The organism is Kitasatospora sp. NPDC101183 (assembly GCF_044767945.1).
In the GTDB taxonomy this organism is placed as follows: Bacteria; Actinomycetota; Actinomycetes; order Streptomycetales; family Streptomycetaceae; genus Kitasatospora.
The window spans coordinates 50,480-70,134 of record NZ_JBIWOW010000007.1; the positions used below are offsets into that span (position 1 = coordinate 50,480).

The 19,655-nt window shown below is 73.8% G+C and carries 17 protein-coding genes; 8 read left to right on the forward strand and 9 right to left on the reverse strand.

The features are described from left to right. Positions 1-49: 49 nt before the first annotated feature. Positions 50-1,402: an MFS transporter gene (locus ACIRRS_RS11260; protein ID WP_402968788.1), complete on the reverse strand. Its 1,353-nt coding sequence runs from the start codon at positions 1,400-1,402 to the stop codon at positions 50-52. Between the two features lie 608 nt (positions 1,403-2,010). Between ACIRRS_RS11260 and ACIRRS_RS11265 the strand changes: the two genes are divergently transcribed. Together ACIRRS_RS11265 and ACIRRS_RS11270 are read left to right on the forward strand one after the other, a co-directional pair. Then, entirely contained in the window at positions 2,011-2,892 is an 882-nt protein-coding gene (locus tag ACIRRS_RS11265; protein ID WP_402968127.1) for a DUF3027 domain-containing protein, read from the forward strand. Between the two features lie 139 nt (positions 2,893-3,031). After that, positions 3,032-6,334: a sacsin N-terminal ATP-binding-like domain-containing protein gene (locus tag ACIRRS_RS11270; protein ID WP_402968129.1), complete on the forward strand. Its 3,303-nt coding sequence runs from the start codon at positions 3,032-3,034 to the stop codon at positions 6,332-6,334. Here ACIRRS_RS11270 and ACIRRS_RS11275 read toward each other — a convergent pair. Genes ACIRRS_RS11275 through ACIRRS_RS11285 form a run of 3 tightly spaced genes read right to left on the reverse strand, consistent with a single transcriptional unit; the run spans position 6,298 to position 9,375 of the window. Beyond that, a complete protein-coding gene (locus tag ACIRRS_RS11275) occupies positions 6,298-6,531 on the reverse strand; it encodes a hypothetical protein (protein ID WP_402968132.1) in 234 nt (77 codons plus the stop codon). The genes ACIRRS_RS11270 and ACIRRS_RS11275 overlap by 37 nt on opposite strands. A gap of 17 nt (positions 6,532-6,548) precedes the next feature. Next, positions 6,549-9,023 (reverse strand): HAD-IC family P-type ATPase, encoded by a 2,475-nt coding sequence (locus ACIRRS_RS11280; RefSeq protein ID WP_402968134.1) that lies wholly within the window; start codon positions 9,021-9,023, stop codon positions 6,549-6,551. A gap of 52 nt (positions 9,024-9,075) precedes the next feature. Next, positions 9,076-9,375 (reverse strand): DUF2530 domain-containing protein, encoded by a 300-nt coding sequence (locus ACIRRS_RS11285; protein ID WP_402968137.1) that lies wholly within the window; start codon positions 9,373-9,375, stop codon positions 9,076-9,078. 183 nt (positions 9,376-9,558) lie between these two features. On the opposite strand from ACIRRS_RS11285, the gene ACIRRS_RS11290 reads away from it, so the two are divergent. Beyond that, on the forward strand, positions 9,559-11,019 hold the full coding sequence (locus tag ACIRRS_RS11290) for an NCS2 family permease (protein ID WP_402968140.1): 1,461 nt from the start codon (positions 9,559-9,561) through the stop codon (positions 11,017-11,019). A 109-nt stretch (positions 11,020-11,128) separates the two neighbouring features. Further along, the gene (locus tag ACIRRS_RS11295) at positions 11,129-11,260 is read left to right on the forward strand and encodes a hypothetical protein (protein WP_402968142.1); all 132 of its coding nucleotides are present in this window, start codon (positions 11,129-11,131) and stop codon (positions 11,258-11,260) included. A gap of 76 nt (positions 11,261-11,336) precedes the next feature. Here the strand turns inward: ACIRRS_RS11295 and ACIRRS_RS11300 are convergent, their stop codons facing one another. Next, positions 11,337-11,786, reverse strand: coding sequence for a VOC family protein (locus ACIRRS_RS11300; protein ID WP_402968144.1), 450 nt, complete (start codon positions 11,784-11,786; stop codon positions 11,337-11,339). Positions 11,787-11,918: 132 nt separating this feature from the next. Between ACIRRS_RS11300 and ACIRRS_RS11305 the strand changes: the two genes are divergently transcribed. Continuing rightward, entirely contained in the window at positions 11,919-12,842 is a 924-nt protein-coding gene (locus ACIRRS_RS11305; RefSeq protein ID WP_402968147.1) for a DUF4231 domain-containing protein, read from the forward strand. Positions 12,843-12,845: 3 nt separating this feature from the next. Here the strand turns inward: ACIRRS_RS11305 and ACIRRS_RS11310 are convergent, their stop codons facing one another. After that, positions 12,846-13,250 carry a VOC family protein gene (locus ACIRRS_RS11310; protein WP_402968150.1) on the reverse strand — a complete coding sequence of 135 codons (405 nt, stop codon included), beginning with the start codon at positions 13,248-13,250 and terminating at the stop codon, positions 12,846-12,848. Between the two features lie 123 nt (positions 13,251-13,373). Here ACIRRS_RS11310 and ACIRRS_RS11315 point away from each other — a divergent pair, with 123 nt between their 5' ends. Both ACIRRS_RS11315 and ACIRRS_RS11320 read left to right on the forward strand, forming a co-directional pair. Continuing rightward, entirely contained in the window at positions 13,374-13,808 is a 435-nt protein-coding gene (locus tag ACIRRS_RS11315; protein ID WP_402968153.1) for a MarR family winged helix-turn-helix transcriptional regulator, read from the forward strand. A gap of 201 nt (positions 13,809-14,009) precedes the next feature. After that, complete coding sequence (locus ACIRRS_RS11320) at positions 14,010-15,533, forward strand: MFS transporter (protein WP_402968156.1); 1,524 nt, start codon at positions 14,010-14,012, stop codon at positions 15,531-15,533. Positions 15,534-15,581: 48 nt separating this feature from the next. Here ACIRRS_RS11320 and ACIRRS_RS11325 read toward each other — a convergent pair whose 3' ends face one another. Then, positions 15,582-16,100 carry a GNAT family N-acetyltransferase gene (locus tag ACIRRS_RS11325; RefSeq protein ID WP_402968159.1) on the reverse strand — a complete coding sequence of 173 codons (519 nt, stop codon included), beginning with the start codon at positions 16,098-16,100 and terminating at the stop codon, positions 15,582-15,584. A 46-nt stretch (positions 16,101-16,146) separates the two neighbouring features. On the opposite strand from ACIRRS_RS11325, the gene thpR reads away from it, so the two are divergent. Further along, positions 16,147-16,752: an RNA 2',3'-cyclic phosphodiesterase gene (gene thpR, locus ACIRRS_RS11330; RefSeq protein ID WP_402968162.1), complete on the forward strand. Its 606-nt coding sequence runs from the start codon at positions 16,147-16,149 to the stop codon at positions 16,750-16,752. 178 nt (positions 16,753-16,930) lie between these two features. Here thpR and serC read toward each other — a convergent pair whose 3' ends face one another. Then, entirely contained in the window at positions 16,931-18,049 is a 1,119-nt protein-coding gene (serC, locus tag ACIRRS_RS11335; protein ID WP_402968165.1) for a phosphoserine transaminase, read from the reverse strand. A 163-nt stretch (positions 18,050-18,212) separates the two neighbouring features. Next, positions 18,213-19,313 carry a citrate synthase 2 gene (locus ACIRRS_RS11340; RefSeq protein WP_402968168.1) on the reverse strand — a complete coding sequence of 367 codons (1,101 nt, stop codon included), beginning with the start codon at positions 19,311-19,313 and terminating at the stop codon, positions 18,213-18,215. Positions 19,314-19,655 lie beyond the last annotated feature (342 nt).

Sequence of the window (19,655 nt, forward strand, 5' to 3'; positions counted from 1 at the left end):
CCGATCACGCTACGCGGGGGTCGGACACCGCGTGTTGCCGCGCCCCGGTTCAGGCCACCCGGGGCGCGGTCGAGCGCCGCCGAAGGCCCGTGCGCAGCAGCGAACGGACCGTCCACAGCAGCACCACGGCGACCACCCCGGCGGCCACCGACAGGCCCAGCACGCCGTTCAGCGGCAGCAGGATGCCCACCGCGCCTCCCGCGACCCAGGACAGCTGCATCAGCGTCTCCGAACGGGCGAACGCCGAGGTGCGCACGGCCTCCGGGACGTCCCGCTGGATCAGCGCGTCCAGCGCCAGCTTGCCCAGCGAGGCCGCCATCCCGGCGATCCCGGCGACCAGCACCACCGTCACCACGCCGTACCAGAGCGCCGCCGAGGCCGTCGCGCAGGTCGCCAGGAGCAGCATCACCGTGACCGTCGCCTCCGGGCCCCGGGTGCGCAGCCAGGCGCCCAGCACCGAGCCCAGCGCGTTGCCCGTCCCCGCCGCCAGCGCCACCAGGCCCAGGGCCAGCGTGGGCTGCAGCCCGCCGATCGGATCGGTGCGCAGCAGGAACGCCAGGAACATCACCAGGAAGCCGACCAGCCACTTCATCGCCGACATCGCCCGCAGCGCCAGCACCACCGAGGGGCCGACCGCGCGCAGGGAGGCCTTCACCGGCTCGGAGCGGTGCGGGATCAGGTGCGGGCCCTCGCCGTGCACCTCGGCGTGCAGGACGGCCCGCTGCTCGCCCTTGGCCGAGTCGACCTCGTGCGGCAGGTGGAAGGCCATCAGGGTGCCGATCACGAACACCAGGAAGGCGCCGCGCAGCGGCCAGCCCGGCCCGATCAGGTGCAGCAGCCCGCCGACCCCGGCCGCCACGCCCGTGGCCAGCAGCCCGGCCAGGGTCACCCGGGAGTTGGCCTTCACCAGGGACAGCCCGCTCGGCCGCAGCCGGGGCACCACCACGCTGCGCACCACCCCGTACGCCTTGGACGCCACCAGCACGCCCAGCGCCTCCGGGTACAGGGCCAGGCCGCCGCCGGAGATCACCCCGGCCATCGTCCAGGCCAGCACGGCCCGGGCGAGCATCGACATCGCCATCGCGGCGCGGCGGCCGTGGGGGAGGCGGTCCAGCAGGGGGCCGATCACCGGGGCGAGCAGGGCGAAGGGGGCCATGGTGATCAGCAGGTAGAGGGCGACCCGGCCGCGGGCCTCGCCGGTGGGGACGGAGAAGAAGATCGTCGAGGCCAGGGCGATGGTGATCAGCATGTCGCCGAAGGAGTTCAGCGCGTGCAGCTCGATCAGCTTGGCGAGGCCGGACTCGCCCGCGCCCTCGGCGGAGGTGGCGCGGCGGATGCGGCGGCCGGTGCCGTGCACCACCTTGCCGGTGCGGGCGCCGGCGGCGGAGGCGGTGCGGAGCAGGAAGTGGCGGTGGGGTTCGTCGTCCTCGAAGTCCTCGAAGTCCTCGTCCTCGTCGTCCTCGTCGTCCTCGAAGCCGTCGAAGACCGCGTCGCCGTCGAAGTCCTCGGGTTCGCCGTCGGGTCCGTCGCTCGGTGAATCCGCGTGCTTGGTGAGGTCCACGGGGGCGCCGGGCGTCGCGGAACCGTCCTCCTGCTGCGGTTCTCCCGCTGCGAGGACCGGGCCCTGCGGTCGCGGCACGGCTTGCGCCTCGTCGGGGCCGCCGGCCTGCGAGGCTCGCAGTGCGTGCTGCGACGGGTTCACGTCCGCCACAAGCCCATCCTGCCCCAGATTCACCGCGGTGACGCGGGATCGGGGAGCCCTCGGCGCGGCTGCCTCGGCGCCCGCGTACGCCCCGGACTGTGCCGGGGCGCCGACCGGCGGGTAGCCTGCCCAAGGTCCGCCCCGTCGGGCGCCGGGGGCCCGGCAGGCCCGGACGAGCGGCGCGGCCGGTACCGCGGCGGGCCCGGGTCACGCAGAATGGACCAGGGACCACCGAGCCGCGACGAAACAGGCAAACACGCCGTGGGTGACAGAAGAACTGGGAGAGAATCGACGCCGTGAGTGCTGCGATGCGAAGCCGTACCCCCGACCGGCTCTGTGCCGAGGCCGTCGAACTCGCCCGCCAGGCAGCCGAAGAGGCCGTCGGAGCAGAGGTCGTCGGAGCGCACCTCGGGGTCCAGGCGGACGCCGACCGCGTCGCCACCCACACCTTCGAGTGCCTGGACGCGGCCTACCGCGGCTGGCACTGGGCGGTCACCGTCGCCCGCGCCCCGCGCGCGAAGAACATCACCCTCGACGAGGTCGTGCTGCTCCCCGGCGACGACGCCGTCCTCGCCCCCGAGTGGGTGCCGTGGAGCGAGCGACTGCGTCCGGGCGACATGGGCCCCGGCGACCTGCTGCCCACCGGCGCGGACGACGAGCGGCTGGAGCCGGGCTGGACGGGCGAGGACGAGCCCGCGCCGAACTCGGCCGTCGCCCTGGTGGCCCAGGAGGACGTGGTCGTCAGCGACCCGCACGTCCAGCCCGCCCCCGCCCGGGCCCAGATCAACGCCGTCGCCGAGGAGCTCGGCATGGGCCGCAGCCGGGTGCTGTCCCGGGTCGGCCTGCACCTGGCCGCCGAGCGCTGGGAGAAGGCCCACGGCCCGCAGACGCCGATGGCGCAGTCCGCGCCGGCCTCCTGCGGCAGCTGCGGCTTCCTGATCCCGATCGGCGGCTCGCTCGGGCAGGCCTTCGGCGTCTGCGGCAACGAGTTCGGCCCGGCCGACGGCCAGATCGTCTCCTTCGCGTACGGCTGCGGCGGGCACTCCGAGGCCGCCGTCATCCCGGCCCCGCCGGCGCCGTCCGAGCTGATCCTGGACGAGCTGGTCGTCGAGCCGCTGCAGCTGCACCCCGACCGCGCCTCCGGCTCCGTCGAGCCGGACGCCCCGGCCGAGGAGCTCGGCCACTCCTGACACGCCTTGCGCAGGCCCGCCCCACCAGCCCGGTGGGGCGGGCCTGCGCGTTCCCGCGGGAGGCGTGTGGTCGGGAGCAGTCGGTGGGGCAGGGAAGAATGCCCTACGACGTACAGGGCGGCGGAAGGCGGCAGGTCCCGTGGAACCTCGGATCATCGGCAGCAGCACGGACGAGCACCTCGCGGACCCGTTCGGGAGCGCCGCGCTGCGCCGGCGGGTGCTGGACGCCTGGGCCGCCTCGCCGGCCCGGTTCCGGGAGGACGCCAACGCCGAGGAGGAACTGGCCCTCGGCGGCTACCGCGACCGCCTGGTGGTCGAGTTGGCGCAGAACGCGGCCGACGCGGCCCTGCGCGCGGGCCACGGCCCCGGCCGGCTGCGGCTGACCCTGGCGGACGGCGTGCTCGCCGCCGCCAACACCGGCGCCCCGCTGGACGCCGCCGCCGTGGAGTCGCTCTCCACCCTGCGCGCCTCCTCCAAGCGCGGTGAGGCGCCCACCGTGGGCCGCTTCGGCGTCGGCTTCGCCGCTGTCCTCGCCGTCACCGACGAGCCGGCCGTGCTCGGCGGCGCCGGCGGGGTGCGCTGGTCGCTCGGCGAGGCCCGGGCGCTGGCCGAGGCGCAGCCCGCGCTGGCCGAGGAGCTGCGCCGCCGCGACGGCCACGTCCCGCTGCTGCGCCTGCCGTTCGCCGCCGAGGGCCCCGCGCCCGAGGGCTACGACACCGTGGTGGTGCTGCCGATGCGCGACGCCGCCGCCGAGGACCTGACGCGCCGCCTGCTCGACGGCGTGGACGACGCGCTGCTGCTGACCCTGCCCGGCCTCGCCGAGGTCGTGGTGGAGACCCCCGAGGGCACCCGGACCTTCACCCGCGCCGCCGCCGAGCCCCGCCCCGACGGGGTCACCGAGGTCGTCGTCACCGTCACGGACCTGCCGGGCCTGCCCGGGCGCCGCACCGTCTGGCAGACCGCCGGCGCCTCCGGCACCCTGGACGCCCCCCTGCTCGCCGACCGGCCCACCGAGGAGCGCGCCCGCCCGTACTGGACCGTCACCTGGGCGGTGCCGGTGCGCGAGGACGGCAGCCCGATGGAGCCCGGCATCGCGGCCGTGCTGCACGCGCCCACGCCCAGCGACGAGCCGATCGGCCTGCCGGCGCTGCTCATCGCCTCGTACCCGCTGGACCCCACCCGCCGGCACGTCGCCCCCGGGCCGCTGACGGACTTCCTCACCGAGCGTGCCGCCGACGGCTACGCCGACCTGCTGCGCGCCCGGGGCGCCGACCTCGGCTCGCTGGGCCTGGTGCCCGGCCCGCTGGGGCAGGGGACGCTGGACAACGCCCTGCGCGCCGCCATCCTGGGCCGCCTGCCCGGCACGCCGTTCCTGCCGCACCCGCCGCTCGTCGAGCAGGGCACGCCCGCGCTGCGGCCGCAGGACGCGACGCTGCTGGAGGGCGCGGACGGCTCGGTGGTCGAGGCGCTGGCGCCGATCTTCCCCGGGCTGCTGCCGGCCGGCCTGGAGCGCCGTACGGAGCTGCGGGTGCTGAACGTGCGCCGGGTGCCGCTGGCCGAGGTGGTCGACCAGCTCGGCGGCCTGGACCGCGAGCCCGCCTGGTGGCGCAACCTGTACGCGGCCCTCGGCGGGGCCGATCCGGAGGCGCTCGGCGCGCTGCCCGTGCCGCTCGCCGACGGCCGGACGATCACCGGCCCGCGCCGCGTCCTGCTGCCCTCCGAGGACGCCGACTGGGCGGCCTTCCCGGGCTACCCCGAGTCCCTGGCCGGGGCGCTGGCCGCCCTCGATCTGCGCCTGGCCCACCCGGAGGCCGCGCACCCGCTGCTGGCCAAGCTCGGCGCCGGCACCGCCACCCCCGCCGGGGTGCTGGACACCCCCGAGGTGCGCGCCGCCGTCGCCCGCTCCTACGAGCTCGCCGAGGACGACCTCGACGCGGCGCTCGAACTCGCCGACGCCGTCCTGGCGCTGGTCAAGGCCGCCGCCCCGGAGCCCGGCGCGCACCCCTGGCTGGCCCGGCTCGCCCTGCTGGACGACGAGGGCGAGCCCGCCCGCGCGGGCGAACTCCTGCTGCCCGGAAGCCCGTTGGCGGCCGTCGCCCGCGAGGAGGACGCCGGCTGGGTGGACGAGGACCTGCTGGAGCGCTGGGGCCCCGAGGTGCTCGCGGCGGCCGGCGTGCCCACCGACTTCGTGCTGGTGCGCGCCGAGGACGTGGTGCTCGACCCGGACGACCTGGAGCGCCTCGACCCCACCGCCCCCGCCGACCGCGCCGCCGGAGGCCACGCCACCGGCCTGATCGACGAGGCCCCGGACGGGCTCGCCGAATGGGCCGAGGACGCCCTGGAGGCGCTGAACGCGGACGAGGTGCTCGGCGTGCCGCCCGTCGCCGCCGAGCTGCTCGCCGTGCGCGACCTCGACCTGGTGGACGACGACGCCTGGCCCGAGGCGCTGGCCGCCCTCGCCCGCCCGCCGTACCGGGACGCCGTCGTCGTCCCCGTGCGCACCCTGCTGCCGGACGGCACCTACGCCGACCTGCCGCCGTACACCGCCTGGTGGCTGCGCGACCACCCCGTGCTCGACGGCCGCGAGCCCGCCGGGCTGCGCGCCGCCGGGGCGGACCCGCTGCTGCGCGGGCTGTACGAGGAGGCGCGCACCGGCCTGGACGAGCAGTTCCTGCACGCCCTCGGGGTGCGCACCACGCTGGCCGCGCTGCTCGCCGAGCCGCACGGGCCGGACGAGGTGCTGGACCGGATGACGGACCCGGACGTCGAGGTCGGGCACCGCCAACTGCACGGCCTGCACACCGCGTTGGCCCGGGTGGAGCCCGAGCGGCTCGAACCGCTGGACGTGGTGCGGGCGTTGGCGCCGCTCGACCCGGCGACGGGGCGCCGCCCGGCCGGCACGGTCGTGGTCGACGCCGCCGAGGCCGTGGTCGCGGACGCGCCGGACCTCGTCGAGCTGCTGCACGACCACCCGGTGCTGCCCGTCGCCCCGGCGTTCGCGGCGGACCTCGCGGAGCGGCTGCACGTGTCCCTGGCCAGCGAGGTGGCCGGCGGGCGGGTGCTCTCCGAGGGCGTGCTGCACCGCGTCCCGGCCGTGGTGCGGGAGCTGCTGCCCGGCTGCCCCGTCGCGTACGAGGAGCACGAGGAGCTGCTGGTCGTCGCCCCGGACGGTGGCGAGGCGGCCGTCGGCTGGCGCTGGGACCCGGGCGCGCAGACGCCCGAGCCGCCGTACGACCCCGAGCGGGCCGAAGAGGGCGACGAGGACGACGAGTTCGACGTCCCGCCGGTGCCGGGCCTGCTGCACGCCGCCACCCCGGAGGGTCTGGCGGCGGGCCTGGCCTGGTCGGTGGGCCAGTGGCACCGCCGTTTCGAGGTGCTGGCGGCGCTCAGCGAGCCGGACCGGGCCTACGAGTTGTCCGCCGCCCGGGACTTCGAGGGCTGAGAGCGCAGCCGCAGGTAGACGGTGGCGGTGACGGTCAGCCAGACGGCCAGGAGCGTCACCACCACCGCGGCCTTCACGTCGGGGCTCGGCCGGTGCGTCAGGCCGAGCCCCACCATCGTCAGGGCCGTGACTCCGGCCGCGAGCAGTCCGCCGAGGAAGGCGGTGAACGCCTCCAGATCCCCACCTTTGCGCGCCATGCGGCCATGCTAGGCGGTCATTCCGCGCCGCGGCGCTTCATCCAGCCCCAGGTGAACTCCAGGACCACGCCGCAGATCCCGGCGATCGCGACGCCGATCCACGGGTCGCGCCAGCCGACCAGGCGCAGCTGGAAGAAGTCGGCGAAGGCCGGGACGATCAGCACCAGGGCGAAGGCGCCGCCCATGGCACCGATCAGCAGCAGCCGCCACCAGGTGTACGGGCGGGCGATGATGGCGAGCACCCAGATGGCGATCAGGAAGAGCGTCAGGGTGGCCACGCTGGTGTCGGCCTTGAGGTCGGTCGCGTGGTCGGCGCGGGCCAGCGCGTAGGCGACGAAGGTGCCCGTCCCGGCGATCGCGCCGCCGGGGATCGCCAGGCGCAGGACCCGCTTCACGAAGCCGGTGCGGGCCCGCTCGTTGTTCGGGGCGAGGGCGAGGAAGAAGGCCGGCACGCCGATGGTGAGGGTGGAGAGCACCGTGGAGTGCCGGGGCAGGAACGGGTACGGCGAGTGCGTGAAGATCACCAGCAGCGCCAGCAGCACCGAGTAGACCGTCTTCACCAGGAACAGCGAGGCGACCCGCTCGATGTTGCCGATGACCCGGCGGCCCTCGGCGACCACGGAGGGCAGGGTGGCGAAGGAGTCGTTGAGCAGGACGATCTGGGCGACGGCCTTGGTGGCGTCCGAGCCGGTGCCCATGGCCACGCCGATGTCGGCGTCCTTGAGGGCGAGCACGTCGTTGACGCCGTCGCCGGTCATCGCCACGGTGTGGCCGCGCGACTGCAGCGCCCCGACGAGCCGGCGCTTCTGCTGCGGGGTGACGCGGCCGAAGACGCTGGTGCGCTCGGCGGTGTCGGCCAGCGCGGCGGGGTCGTCGGGCAGGGTGCGGGCGTCCAGCGGGTGGTCGGCGCCGGGCAGGCCCAGGTGGGAGGCGACGGCGCCGACGGAGACGGCAGCGTCGCCGGAGATCACCTTCGCCCGGACGTGCTGGCCCTCGAAGTAGCGCAGGGTCTCGGCGGCGTCCGAGCGCAGCCGCTGCTGGAGCACGACCAGGGCGAGCGGCACGAGGCCGGCCGCCGGGTCGGGGGAGTCCAGCGGTACGGGGGTGCGGCCCAGCAGCAGCACGCGCAGGCCCTGGGCGCCCAGCTCGTCGACCTCGGCGAGGGCCGGGTGCCCGGCGGGCAGCAGCACGTCCGGGGCGCCGAACAGCCAGCTGGCCTCGGCGCCCTGCGGCTCCAGCAGCTGCACGCCGCTCCACTTGCGGGCGGAGGAGAAGGGCATGGCCTCGATGACGCGCCAGCCGTTGCCGTTGCCGGTTCCGGTTCCGGTACCGTCCGGGCCGTCGCCGCGCCCGTACCGGTCGATCACGGCCTGCATGGACGGGTTGGGGCGGGCGTCGGCGCCGGCCATCACGGCGAGCGCGTGCTCGACGGTGTCCTTGTCGACGGGGGCGGGCTCGTCGTTCGAGACGATCTTCAGATCGATCACGTCCATGCCGCCCTCGGTGAGGGTGCCGGTCTTGTCCAGGCAGACGGTGTCCACCCGGGCCAGGCCCTCGATCGCCGGCAGCTCCTGCACCAGGCACTGCTTGCGGCCCAGCCGGACGACGCCGATGGCGAAGGCGACGGAGGTCAGCAGCACCAGGCCCTCGGGGACCATCGGGACGATGCCCGCGACCATGCGCCGCACCGCCTCGCGCCAGTCGCGGCCCTCCACGGCCAGCTGGCTGATGATCAGGCCGAGGGCGGTGGGGATCAGCAGGTAGGTGATGAAGCGCAGGATGCTGTCGATGCCGCTGCGCAGCTCCGACTTCACCAGGGTGAACTTGCTGGCCTCCTCGGCCAGCTGGGCGGCGTACGCCTCGCGGCCGACCTTGGTGGCGGTGAACGCGCCCGCGCCGGCGACGACGAAGCTGCCGGACATCACCTGGTCGCCGGGGTGCTTGAGGACGGGGTCGGGTTCGCCGGTGAGCAGCGACTCGTCGATCTCCAGGCCGTCCGCCTCGGTGACCAGGCCGTCGACGATCACCTTGTCGCCGATGCCGAGGAGGACGGTGTCGTCGAGGACGATCTCGGAGACGGCGACCTGCTGGGGGGCGCCGTCGCGGCGGACCTGGGGGCGGGCCTCGCCGATCAGGGCCAGGCTGTCGAGGGTCTTCTTGGCGCGGAGCTCCTGGATGATGCCGATCGCCGTGTTGGCGACGATGACCAGGCCGAACAGGCCGTCCTGGATCGGTCCGACGACCAGGATGATCCCGAACATGATGCCGATGATCGCGTTGAAGCGGGTGAAGACGTTCGCCCGCACGATCTCCTTGGTGGAGCGGCTGGAGCGGACGGGGACGTCGTTGACCTGGCCCTTCGCGACGCGTTCGGCGACCTCGGCGGCGGTGAGGCCGCCGCGCCGGCCGGGCAGCAGTCCGAGTGGGTGGGCGCCGTCCGGGCGGTTCGCGTCGTCCGGCTGCTCTTCCGCCGGGTGGGCAGGCTGCGTCATGGCACCGACTCTACGGGCGCCTTATGTCCGGTGCGTGCTACTAAAGGACTATTCAGTCCGACCGGGTGGCCGGGTCCTGACCGTTCTCGGTCGTCTCCGCGGCGGCCGCCGCCTCCCGGTCACGGTTGATCGCGGCGCGGCGGGCGCGGCAGTACCAGAGGCCGATCAGGCCCAGCAGGCCGCCGGAGAGGCAGACCCAGGGCCAGCTGCCGTGGCCGTGGTCGGAGAGCGTGCCCTGGAAGGGGACCAGCGCCAGGAAGGCGACGAACCACAGCACCGTGCCGCCGCCGACGATGGCGACGTCGTTGGCCTCCAGGGGAGGGGGCGAGGGGTGCAGCGGCTTCTTGGGCATGGGGCCTAGCGTACGGTCTCGGGGGAGGCCCTCGCGGGGAGGCTCGGGGGCTTCCGAGCCCCTGTGGGCTCTACGCGCGAAGATAGCGCGTGTGCGATCGGGAAACCATACTTAAAGGTCCACGCCCCGGCCATCGTCGCCCCGGGCGGTCCCCCTCCTCAGCCCCCCACAGAGGACGCACGCATGCCTGTGGTCCAGTCGACCACCGAGTCGCCCGAACCCGCCTCCAGCGCCCCCCAGCCCCCGTCGGGCTCGCTGGACCGCTTCTTCAGGATCAGCGAACGCGGCTCCACCCTGCCGCGCGAGATCCGCGGCGGCGTCGCCACCTTCTTCACCATGGCGTACATCCTGGTGCTGAACCCGATCATCCTGGCCAGCGCCACGGACGTCACCGGGGCCCACCTCGACAGCGCCCAGCTCGTCACCGCCACCGCCCTCACCGCGGGTCTCACCACCCTGCTCATGGGCGTCATCGGCAACGTGCCGATCGGCCTGGCCGCCGGCCTCGGCGTCAACACCATCGTGGCGCTGCAGCTCGCACCCAAGATGACCTGGCCCGACGCCATGGGCATGGTCGTCCTCGCCGGCTTCGCGATCATGCTGCTGGTCGCCACCGGCCTGCGCGAGCGCGTCATGAACGCCGTACCGCTGGGCCTGCGCAAGGCCATCGCCATCGGCATCGGCCTGTTCATCAGCCTCGTCGGCCTCGTCGACTCCGGCTTCGTCAGCCGCATCCCGGACGCCGCGCACACCACCGTCCCGCTGCAGCTCGGCGGCAACGGGCACCTGCTCGGCTGGCCCGTGCTGATCTTCGTCGTGGGCCTGCTGCTCACCCTGATCCTGCTCATCCGCAAGGTGCCGGGCGCGATCCTCATCAGCATCGCCGTCTCCACCGCGCTCGCCGTGGTCATCGACCAGGTGGCCGACCTCCCGGCCGCCAAGTGGGGCCTGACCGTCCCGGCCTGGCCCGGGAACCCCGTGGCCGCGCCGGACTTCGGGCTGGTCGGCAAGGTGAGCCTGTTCGGCGGCTTCGAGAAGGTCGGCGTGCTGACGGGCGTGCTGTTCGTCTTCACCGTGCTGATGTCCTGCTTCTTCGACGCGATGGGCACCATCCTCGGCGTCGCCGACGAGGCGCACCTGCTGGACGAGAAGGGCGACCTGCCGGGCATCAACAAGATCCTCATGGTCGACGGCATCGCCACCGCCGCGGGCGGCGCGACCTCCGCCTCCGCGAACACCTGCTTCGTCGAGTCCACCGCCGGCGTCGGCGAGGGCGCCCGCACGGGCTTCGCCTCCATCGTCACCGGCCTGCTCTTCGTGGTGGCCCTCTTCCTCACCCCGCTCGCCACCATGGTCCCCGCCCAGGCCGCCACCCCGGCCCTGGTCACCGTCGGCTTCCTGATCCTGGCCAACTCGATCAAGGACATCGACTGGGCCGACTTCACCATCTCGATCCCGGCGTTCCTGACGATCGCGATGATGCCCTTCACCTACTCGATCACCAACGGCATCGGCTTCGGCTTCATCGCCTTCTGCGTCCTGCGCCTCGCCGCCGGCCGCGGCCGCGAGGTCCCCGTCCCGATGTACGCCGTCGCGGGCGTCTTCGCCTTCTACTACCTGATGCCCGCCCTCGGCCTCCTCTGAGTCCGCCCGGCACCACGCCGAAGGGCCCTCCCCGCACCGCGCGGGGAGGGCCCTTCGGCGTGGTGGGGCGGAACAATGGGCCGGGACACCCCGACGTCGAGGAGCGACCATGGCGAACCCTGCTGCCGACCGCCCTGAGGACGCGGCCCCCGACCGCGCGACGCCGACGGAGGGCGAGAGGCAGGCTCTGCGGGCGGAGCTGGCCGACGCGATCGTGAGTGGGGAGTTCGACCTCCTCTGAGGCCGCACGGCAGTGAAGCCCCGCCCTCCGCGAGCGTCGCGGAGGGCGGGGCTTCGGCGTTGTGCGCGGGATTGGGTCAGTGGAGGCAGAACTCGTTGCCCTCTGGATCTTGCATGACGGTCCAGGAGCCGCCGGGCTCCTTCACATCGCGGAGGGTGGTGGCGCCGGCGGTGAGGAGGCGGGCGAGGGTGGCGGGGCGGTCGGCGGGGGCGGGGTGGAGGTCGAGGTGGAGGCGGTTCTTGTCGGGCTTGGGTTCGGGGACGGCCTGGAAGAGGATGCGGCGGCCGAGGCCCGTGTCGGAGACCGGGTCGGACGGGTCCTCCGGGTGGCGGACGGCGGCGAGGGTGCGCCAGGCGTGGTGGCCGTCGACCTCGACGAGGGCCTCCTCGGTGGTGGCGCCGGCGGCGAGGAGACGGGTGATCAGGGTGCTGTGGTCCTCGACGGTGTACTCCAGGGCGGTGGCCCAGAAGGCGGCCTGGCGGTGCGGGTCGAGGCAGTCGACGACGAGCTTCCAGTGCAACGGCATGGACCCGTTCCTAGCGGAAGGGTCTGACAACGGCCTCCGCGGCCGCGCCGAAAGGTGTCAAAAAGGTGCTCGTGTAGGTCAGTTGGCGGTGGGCATACTGGCTGGACGGGAGACGGGGAGGGGACTCGATCGATGGTGCGACAAGATCCGCCCGCCGGTGTCGAGGCGCAGCTGCTGCCGGACCTGTTCTGGACGGCGGACCGGGCTTCGCTGGACGGGCAGCGCGAGACGCTGCGCTGGTACCGCGGACTCATCGCGATGCTGGTGCTCGCCGCCGTGATCGGGTCGTTCCCCGACCCGGACGACAGCGACGCGTTCAACGTGTGGCCGCTGTTCTCGGTCGCCGCGTTCCTGGTCGCGGGCTACTTCTGGTCCCGGCTGCGGACGAGCAACCCGCAGGGCCGCTGGTACGAGGCGCGGGCGGCGGCCGAGTCGGTGAAGACGCTCGCCTGGAAGTACACCGTCCGCGCCGGGCCCTTCGACGGCCCGGCGGAGTCCGCGGACGTGGACCGCGGCTACCTGCTCCAGGTCGAGGACGTGCTGCGGGCCTTCGAGGACCCGGAGATCGTGCCGCCCGGCACCGCCGCGGAGATCACCGAGGAGATGCGCCGCCAGCGCGCCGGCAGCCTGACCTCCCGGCGCACCCTCTACCTGCGCACCCGGGTGGAGAGCCAGCGCACCTGGTACCGCTCGCGGGCGGAGGCCTGCGACTCGCAGGCCGTCTCCTGGGGGCTCGGCATCGCGACGCTGATCATCCTCGGTGCGGCGGCGGCCGTCGCCCAGGCCACCGGCGCGCTGCAGGTGCACGTGTTCGGGGCCAGCTCGGCCGCGGCCGCCTCGATCATCGCGTGGACGCAGCTCAAGCAGCTGCGCCCGCTGGCCACCGCGTACCAGCTGGCCGCGCGCGAGCTGGTCAACGTCGGCAACCAGCTGAACGACCTGGACGTGAAGGCGCCGGACGCGGAGGCGCGCTGGGCGCGGCTGGCGGCGGAGGCGGAGGACGCCGTCTCGCGCGAGCACACCACCTGGCGGGCCCGGCGGGCGTTCCCGCGTTAGCTCCTAGTCGAGGGGCGCGAGCCCGAAGGGGTGCCCCGCCGGGTCGATGAGGACCCTGAGGGTGCGGCCGTGCTGGTACGTCGGCTCGGTCGCGCCCAGGGCGAGGGCCCGGGCGGTGGCGTCCTCCAGGTCGTCGACGTAGAAGTCGAGGTGGAAGTGCTTGCCGCCGTCCGGCTCCGTCCACGGCTCGGGGCGATATCCGGCCACTCTGCCGAAGGCGAGGGGGCTGCCGCCCTCGGGGTTGTCGAGGATGGCGAAGTGGTCGTCCGCGTGCCTGGTCTCCCAGCCCAGGAGTTCGCCGTAGAACGCCGCGAGGGCGAGCGGGTCGGCGCAGTCGACGGTGACCATGGCGAGGCGGGCGAAGCCGGCGCCGTTGGGGGCGGGCTGTTCGGCGGCGAGGTCGGACATGGCTGGTCGGCCCTTCTGGGAGTGGGGGCCTGCGGCCCCTGACCCCAATATGGCACCGGGGCGCGGGGCGGGCGCGGCGGAATCCGATTTTATTTAGCGAGAGTAATGACGTAGGCTAAAGACATGCCCGAGATGTCCGAGCAGGACCTCGCAGCGATCTCACAGCTGCGGTCGTCCACGATGCGCCTGTCCCGACGGCTCAAACACCAGCGGGTGGAGGAGTCGTTGAGTCCTACCGAGATGGGGGTGCTGGGCACCCTCGCCCGGTGCGGGAAGGCGACACCGGGTGAGCTCGCCCGGAAGGAGCACGTGCAGCCCCCTTCGATGACCAGGATCGTCGCGATGCTGGAGGAGAAGGGGCTGGTGCGGCGGGAGCCGCACCCCGAGGACCGCCGACAGGTGGTCGTCAGCAGCACCGAACAGGCGCAGACGATCCTCGACGAGAGCCGTCGGCGCCGCAACGTCTGGCTCGCCGAGCTCGCCGAAGGGCTCGACGAGGAGGAGTGGGCCGTCCTGAAGCAGGCCGCGCCCGTGCTCTACAAGCTCGCACATCTGTAGGCAGACCTAGTCCGGCAAGCCGCCGGGAGATGAAGGAGTCCGCATCACCGCAGGACCGACCACCAGCACCAGGAGCGGGGCGGCCCCCCCCCCCGCCCGCGCGCCCCGCGGGGGGCCCCCCCCACCCCCCCCCCCCCCCCCCCCCCCCCCGGGCCCCCCCCCCCCCCCCCCGCCCCCCCCCCGCCGCGAGGGGAGACCACCGTGACACCGCCGGCCGCAGCCAGCGCCGCCGCCCGTACCCGATTCGACGACACCACCACCGAGAGCACCGCGGCGAGCGCCGCGGAAGCCGACGCCCAGGCACCCGCCCCCAGCGGGCTGCCCGGCAACGGCGACGACGACCCCGACGAACGCACCGCGGCGGACCCCGCCGCTCAGGGCCGCACCCTTGTGGCCTCATCCCCGACAGGCGCCCGCTTCACCAGGCCCGGGGGGATGTTCTCCTCCCTGCGCGTTCGCAACTACCGCTACTACTTCGCCGGCCAGGTGGTGTCCAACACCGGCACCTGGATGCAGCGCATCGCCCAGGACTGGCTCGTCCTGAGCCTCACCGGCAGCCCGCTCGCCGTCGGCATCACCACCGCCATGCAGTTCCTGCCGATGCTGCTGCTCGGCCTCTTCGGCGGCGTGCTCGCCGACCGGATGCCCAAGCGCCGGCTGCTGATCTACACCCAGGGCGCGATGGGCCTGCTGGCCGCCGGCCTCGCGGTGCTGACCATCGGCGGGATCGTGACCCCGTACTACGTGTACGGCTTCGCGCTGCTGCTCGGCCTGGTCACCGTGGTCGACAACCCGACCCGCCAGGCGTTCGTCTCCGAGATGGTCGGGCCCAAGGACCTCGCCAACGCCGTCAGCCTCAACGCCGCCAACTTCCAGACCGCGCGCCTGGTCGGCCCCGCCGTTGCGGGCCTGCTGATCGCGGCGGTCGGCAGCGGCTGGGCCTTCGCCGTCAACGCGGTGTCCTTCGCCGCCGTGATCGGCGGGCTGCTGGCGATGCGCACCTCCGAACTGCGCCCGATCGAGCCGATCGCCCGAGAGAAGGGGCAGTTGAGGGAGGGGCTGCGGTACGTGAAGGAGCGGCCCGAGCTGCTCTGGCCGATGGTGCTCGCCGGGTTCATCGGCACCTTCGGGTTCAACTTCCCGACGCTGCTGTCCGGTTTCGCGTACGACACCTTCAAGGTGGGCGCCGGGCAGTACGGCCTGCTGAACACCGCGATGGCCGTCGGTTCGCTCGCCGGCGCGCTGCTCGCCGCCCGCAGGGGCGCGCCGAGGCTGCGGTGGCTGGTCGGTGCGGCGCTGGGCTTCGGCGTGCTGGAGGTGGTCGCGGCCTTCGCGCCCGACTACTGGACCTTCGCGCTGCTGCTGATGCTGATCGGGGTGTTCGGGCTGAGCTTCAACACCTCGGTCAACTCCGCGCTGCAGCTGGCCACCGACCCCGAGATGCGCGGCCGGGTGATGGGCCTGCTGGTGCTGGTCTTCACCGGCGGCACGCCGATCGGCGCCCCGGTCGTCGGCTGGGTGACGGCCTCGTACGGGCCCCGGCTGGGCCTGCTCGCCTGCGGGCTGGTGTCCGCGCTGGCGGCCGGCGTGGTGGGCCTGGTGCTGGCCCGGAGCGCGGACCTGCGGGTGCGCTTCGACCTGCACCCGGGGCGCGGAGGGCGGGTGGTGGCCTTCGTGCCGCGCACCGCTCCCGCGACGAAGTCCGGTCTCGCGGCGGCCTGCTGACGTGACGTCAGGAATCCCCGAGGCGTCTCGGGGATTCCTGATCGGTCGTCAGAGTCGGATCTCCAGCAGCTGGCCGGGCCACATGCCGGCCGGCTGCACGACCTCGAAGCCCTCCAACTCGGTGAAGCCGAGCGCCCGGTACTGGCCGACCAGCTTGCGGTCGTTGCCCGCGTAGCAGTCCACGCGCAGCAGGTCGAGGCCGCGTCGGCGGGTCTCCTCGACCGCGTCGGCGATCAGCGCCGCGCCGATGCCGGAGCCCTTGCGGGCGCGGTCGGTGACCAGGAGGCGGACGTAGAGCTCGGGCTCCTTCGAAGCCGGGACGAGCCGGCCGCGGTCCTCGGCCAGCACGCAGCAGCCGACCGTACGGCCGTCCTCGTCCTCCACGAGGCGGATGAGGAACTCCTCACCGGCGTACGAGGCGATCTGGTCGACCCGGGCCGGGTTGGCGCTGAAGGGCTGGTCGCCCCATTGGCCGGTGCGCTCCTGGGCGCTCAGCCAGGAGATGGCGCCGTCGAGCAGGGACAGGATGTCGGGGACGTCCGCTGGACCCCCGTTGCGGATGTTCATGGAAATCCGTTCTACACCGAACGGCCGAACGAGGGAAGATCAGGACATGAGGCTCTTCGTCGCCGTCCTGCCGCCCGTCCGCGCACTTCAGGGGCTCGCCGACGCCGTCGCGCCGGTGCGGGAGCTGCCCGGGGCGGAGCGGCTGCGCTGGACGGCGGTGGAGGGCTGGCACCTGACGCTGGCCTTCCTCGGCGAGGTCGCGCCCGAGCGGGTGCCGGAGCTGGAGACGGCGCTGGCGGCCGTCGCGGAGACCAACCCGGTGCACCGGCTGCGCCTCGCGGGCTCCGGGCGGTTCGGGGACAAGGTGCTGTGGACCGGGGTCGAGGGGCAGGCCTGGGCGCTGCGCCGGCTCGCGGAGGCCGTCACGGCGGCCACGGCCGGCCTGGCCGGGGAGGCGGACGGGTTCGCCTTCCACCCGCACCTCACCCTCGCCAGGGCCGGCTCCTCGCGCGGGCACCGGCGGGCCGTCCAGCGGGTCGCGGTGGCCGAGCTGGAGGGCCTGGCGGTGGCGCTGGCGCCGTACCGGGGGCCGGAGTGGGAGGCGGCCGAGCTGCATCTGATGCGCAGCGACCTGGACGGCGGGTTCGCGCACTACGCGTCGCTGCGCTCCTGGCCGCTGGGGGAGTGGGGGCGGGAGGCGCCGGGCGCGTGAGCCGGAGGTACGCTCGTTGACCGTGGACCCCAAGACTCGAATGCGCATCGTCTCCGGCACCCTGGTGCTGCTGCTGGTCGTCGTGCTGATCAGCTCACTGGTCAACCGCTGACGCGAACGGCGTGAGGGCCGCCACCCGGGTGGGTGGCGGCCCTCACGCATGCCTCGCGGGCGTCGCTCAGAGCTGCTCGACCACGTAGTCGATGCAGTGGGTGAGCGCCTCGACGTCCGCCGGGTCGACGGCCGGGAACATCGCGATGCGCAGCTGGTTGCGGCCCAGCTTGCGGTACGGCTCGGTGTCCACGATGCCGTTGGCGCGCAGCGCCTTGGCGACCGCGGCGGCGTCCACCGACTCGTCGAAGTCGATGGTGCCGACCACCTGGGAGCGCTCGGCCGGCTCGGCCACGAACGGGGTGGCGAAGGAGGACTTCTCGGCCCAGGAGTACAGCCGGGAGGAGGAGTCGGCCGTCCGGGCGACGGCCCAGTCCAGGCCGCCGTTGCCGTTGATCCACTCCAGCTGGTCGGCCAGCAGGAAGAGGGTGGCGATCGACGGGGTGTTGTACGTCTGGTCCTTCGACGAGTTGTCGATGGCCGTCGGCAGCGAGAAGAACGGCGGGATGTACCGGCCGGAGGCGGCGATCTCGGCGGCGCGCTCCAGGGCGGCCGGGGAGAAGCTGGCCAGCCAGAGGCCGCCCTCGGAGGCGAAGGACTTCTGCGGTGCGAAGTAGTAGACGTCCGTCTCGGTGATGTCCACCGGCAGGCCGCCGGCGCCCGAGGTGGCGTCCACCAGGACGAGCGAGCCCTCGTCGGCGCCGACCGGGCGCTTGATCGGCATCGCGACGCCGGTCGAGGTCTCGTTGTGGGTGAGGCCGTAGACGTCCACGCCGGCCTCGGCGACCGGCAGCGGGTGGGTGCCCGGGGCGGTCTTGATGACGGTCGGCTCGCCCAGCCAGGGGGCGGCCTTGACCGAGGAGGCGAACTTGGACGAGAACTCGCCGAAGTCCAGGTGCTGGGACTTCTCCCGCACCAGGCCGAAGGCGGCGATGTCCCAGAAGGCGGTGGAGCCGCCGTTGCCGAGGACGACCTCGTAGCCGTCCGGCAGGGAGAAGAGGCTGCTCACGCCCTCACGCACGCGCTTGACCAGGTTCTTGACCGGGGCCTGGCGGTGGGAGGTGCCGAGCAGGGAGGTCTGGGTGGCGGCGAGGGCACTCAGTGCCTCGGGGCGCACCTTGGACGGTCCGCAGCCGAAACGGCCGTCTGCGGGCTTGATGTCAGCGGGGATCTGGATCTGAGCCACGGGCGCAGCCTACCGGCCGGGTTCCGGGTTCGGGTACGGTCGTCCGCCCGCTGAGACTGTGATCCTCCCTGCTCAGCCGCCTGCGACGAGCGGGCCCGGCAGGAGCCGGACCCGCTGGTCAGGGGTGGTGCGGAGCCGTGCGGGCGTGCTCGCCCGGAGGGGCTCAGCGGGAGATCGCGTCCCAGCCCTCGATCTCCTCGGGGCGGCGCGGGCCGGGGCCGATGTAGCGCGCGGCGGGGCGCACGAGCCGGCCCGTGCGCTTCTGCTCCAGGATGTGCGCCGACCAGCCCGCCGTACGGGCACAGGTGAACATCGAGGTGAACATGTGCGCGGGGACCTCGGCGAAGTCCAGCATGATCGCGGCCCAGAACTCGACGTTGGTCGCGAGGACGCGGTCGGGGCGGCGGTTGTGCAGCTCCTCCAGCGCGGCCTTCTCCAGCGCCTCGGCGACCTCGAAGCGCGGCGCGCCGAGCTCCTTGGCGGTGCGGCGCAGCACGCGGGCGCGCGGGTCCTCGGCGCGGTAGACGCGGTGGCCGAAGCCCATCAGGCGCTCGCCCTTGTCGAGGGCGTTCTTCACCCAGGCGGAGGCGTCGCCCGTGCGCTCGATCTCCTCGATCATGCCGAGGACGCGGGAGGGGGCGCCGCCGTGCAGCGGGCCCGACATCGCGCCGACGGCGCCGGAGAGGGCGGCCGCGACGTCGGCGCCGGTGGAGGCGATGACGCGGGCGGTGAAGGTGGAGGCGTTCATGCCGTGCTCGGCGGCGGAGGTCCAGTAGGCGTCGATGGCCTTGACGTGCTTCGGGTCCGGCTCGCCGCGCCAGCGGATCATGAAGCGCTCGACGACGGTCTCGGCCTTGTCGATCTCGCTCTGCGGGACCATCGGCAGGCCCTGGCCACGGGCCGACTGGGCGACGTAGGACAGCGCCATGACGGCGGCGCGGGCGAGGTCGTCGCGGGCCTCGTCGGCGTCGATGTCGAGCAGCGGCTTGAGGCCCCAGACCGGGGCGAGCATGGCGAGGGCGGACTGCACGTCGACCCGGATGTCGCCGGAGTGCACGGGGATCGGGAAGGGCTCGGCGGCCGGCAGGCCGGGGTTGAACTTGCCGTCCACCAGCAGGCCCCAGACGTGGCCGAAGGAGACGTTGCCGACCAGGTCGTCGATGTCGACACCGCGGTACCGCAGGGCGCCGCCTTCCCTGTCGGGCTCGGCGATCTCGCTCTCGAACGCGACGACTCCCTCAAGCCCGGGTACGAAATCGGACATGCGACGGCTCCTTCAGTTCTGCGATCGGCGCTCCGCCGTGGTGGGGCGGTCCGCCAGTGACCGAATGGTATTTGGCACTCGGTGCCAGAGTGGCAGGCACGGGGTGCATTGCGCCATACACCACGGTGGTGATGTTCCCCTTCGGCCCGGTTGACTTTTCGGTGAGAGGGCCGCAGGAGACCGGGGGCGAGCCGGAACCAAACACCTGTTCCCGGACGATTCCCCGCACAACGGACGGCGAAGCGATGGCGGGACACCTTATCTCCCACCGGGGTTTGTCCGTAGGTAGCGGCGTCGGCCGCTTGTCGTACGGGATGATGTTGCCGTGCAGACCCCGGAACG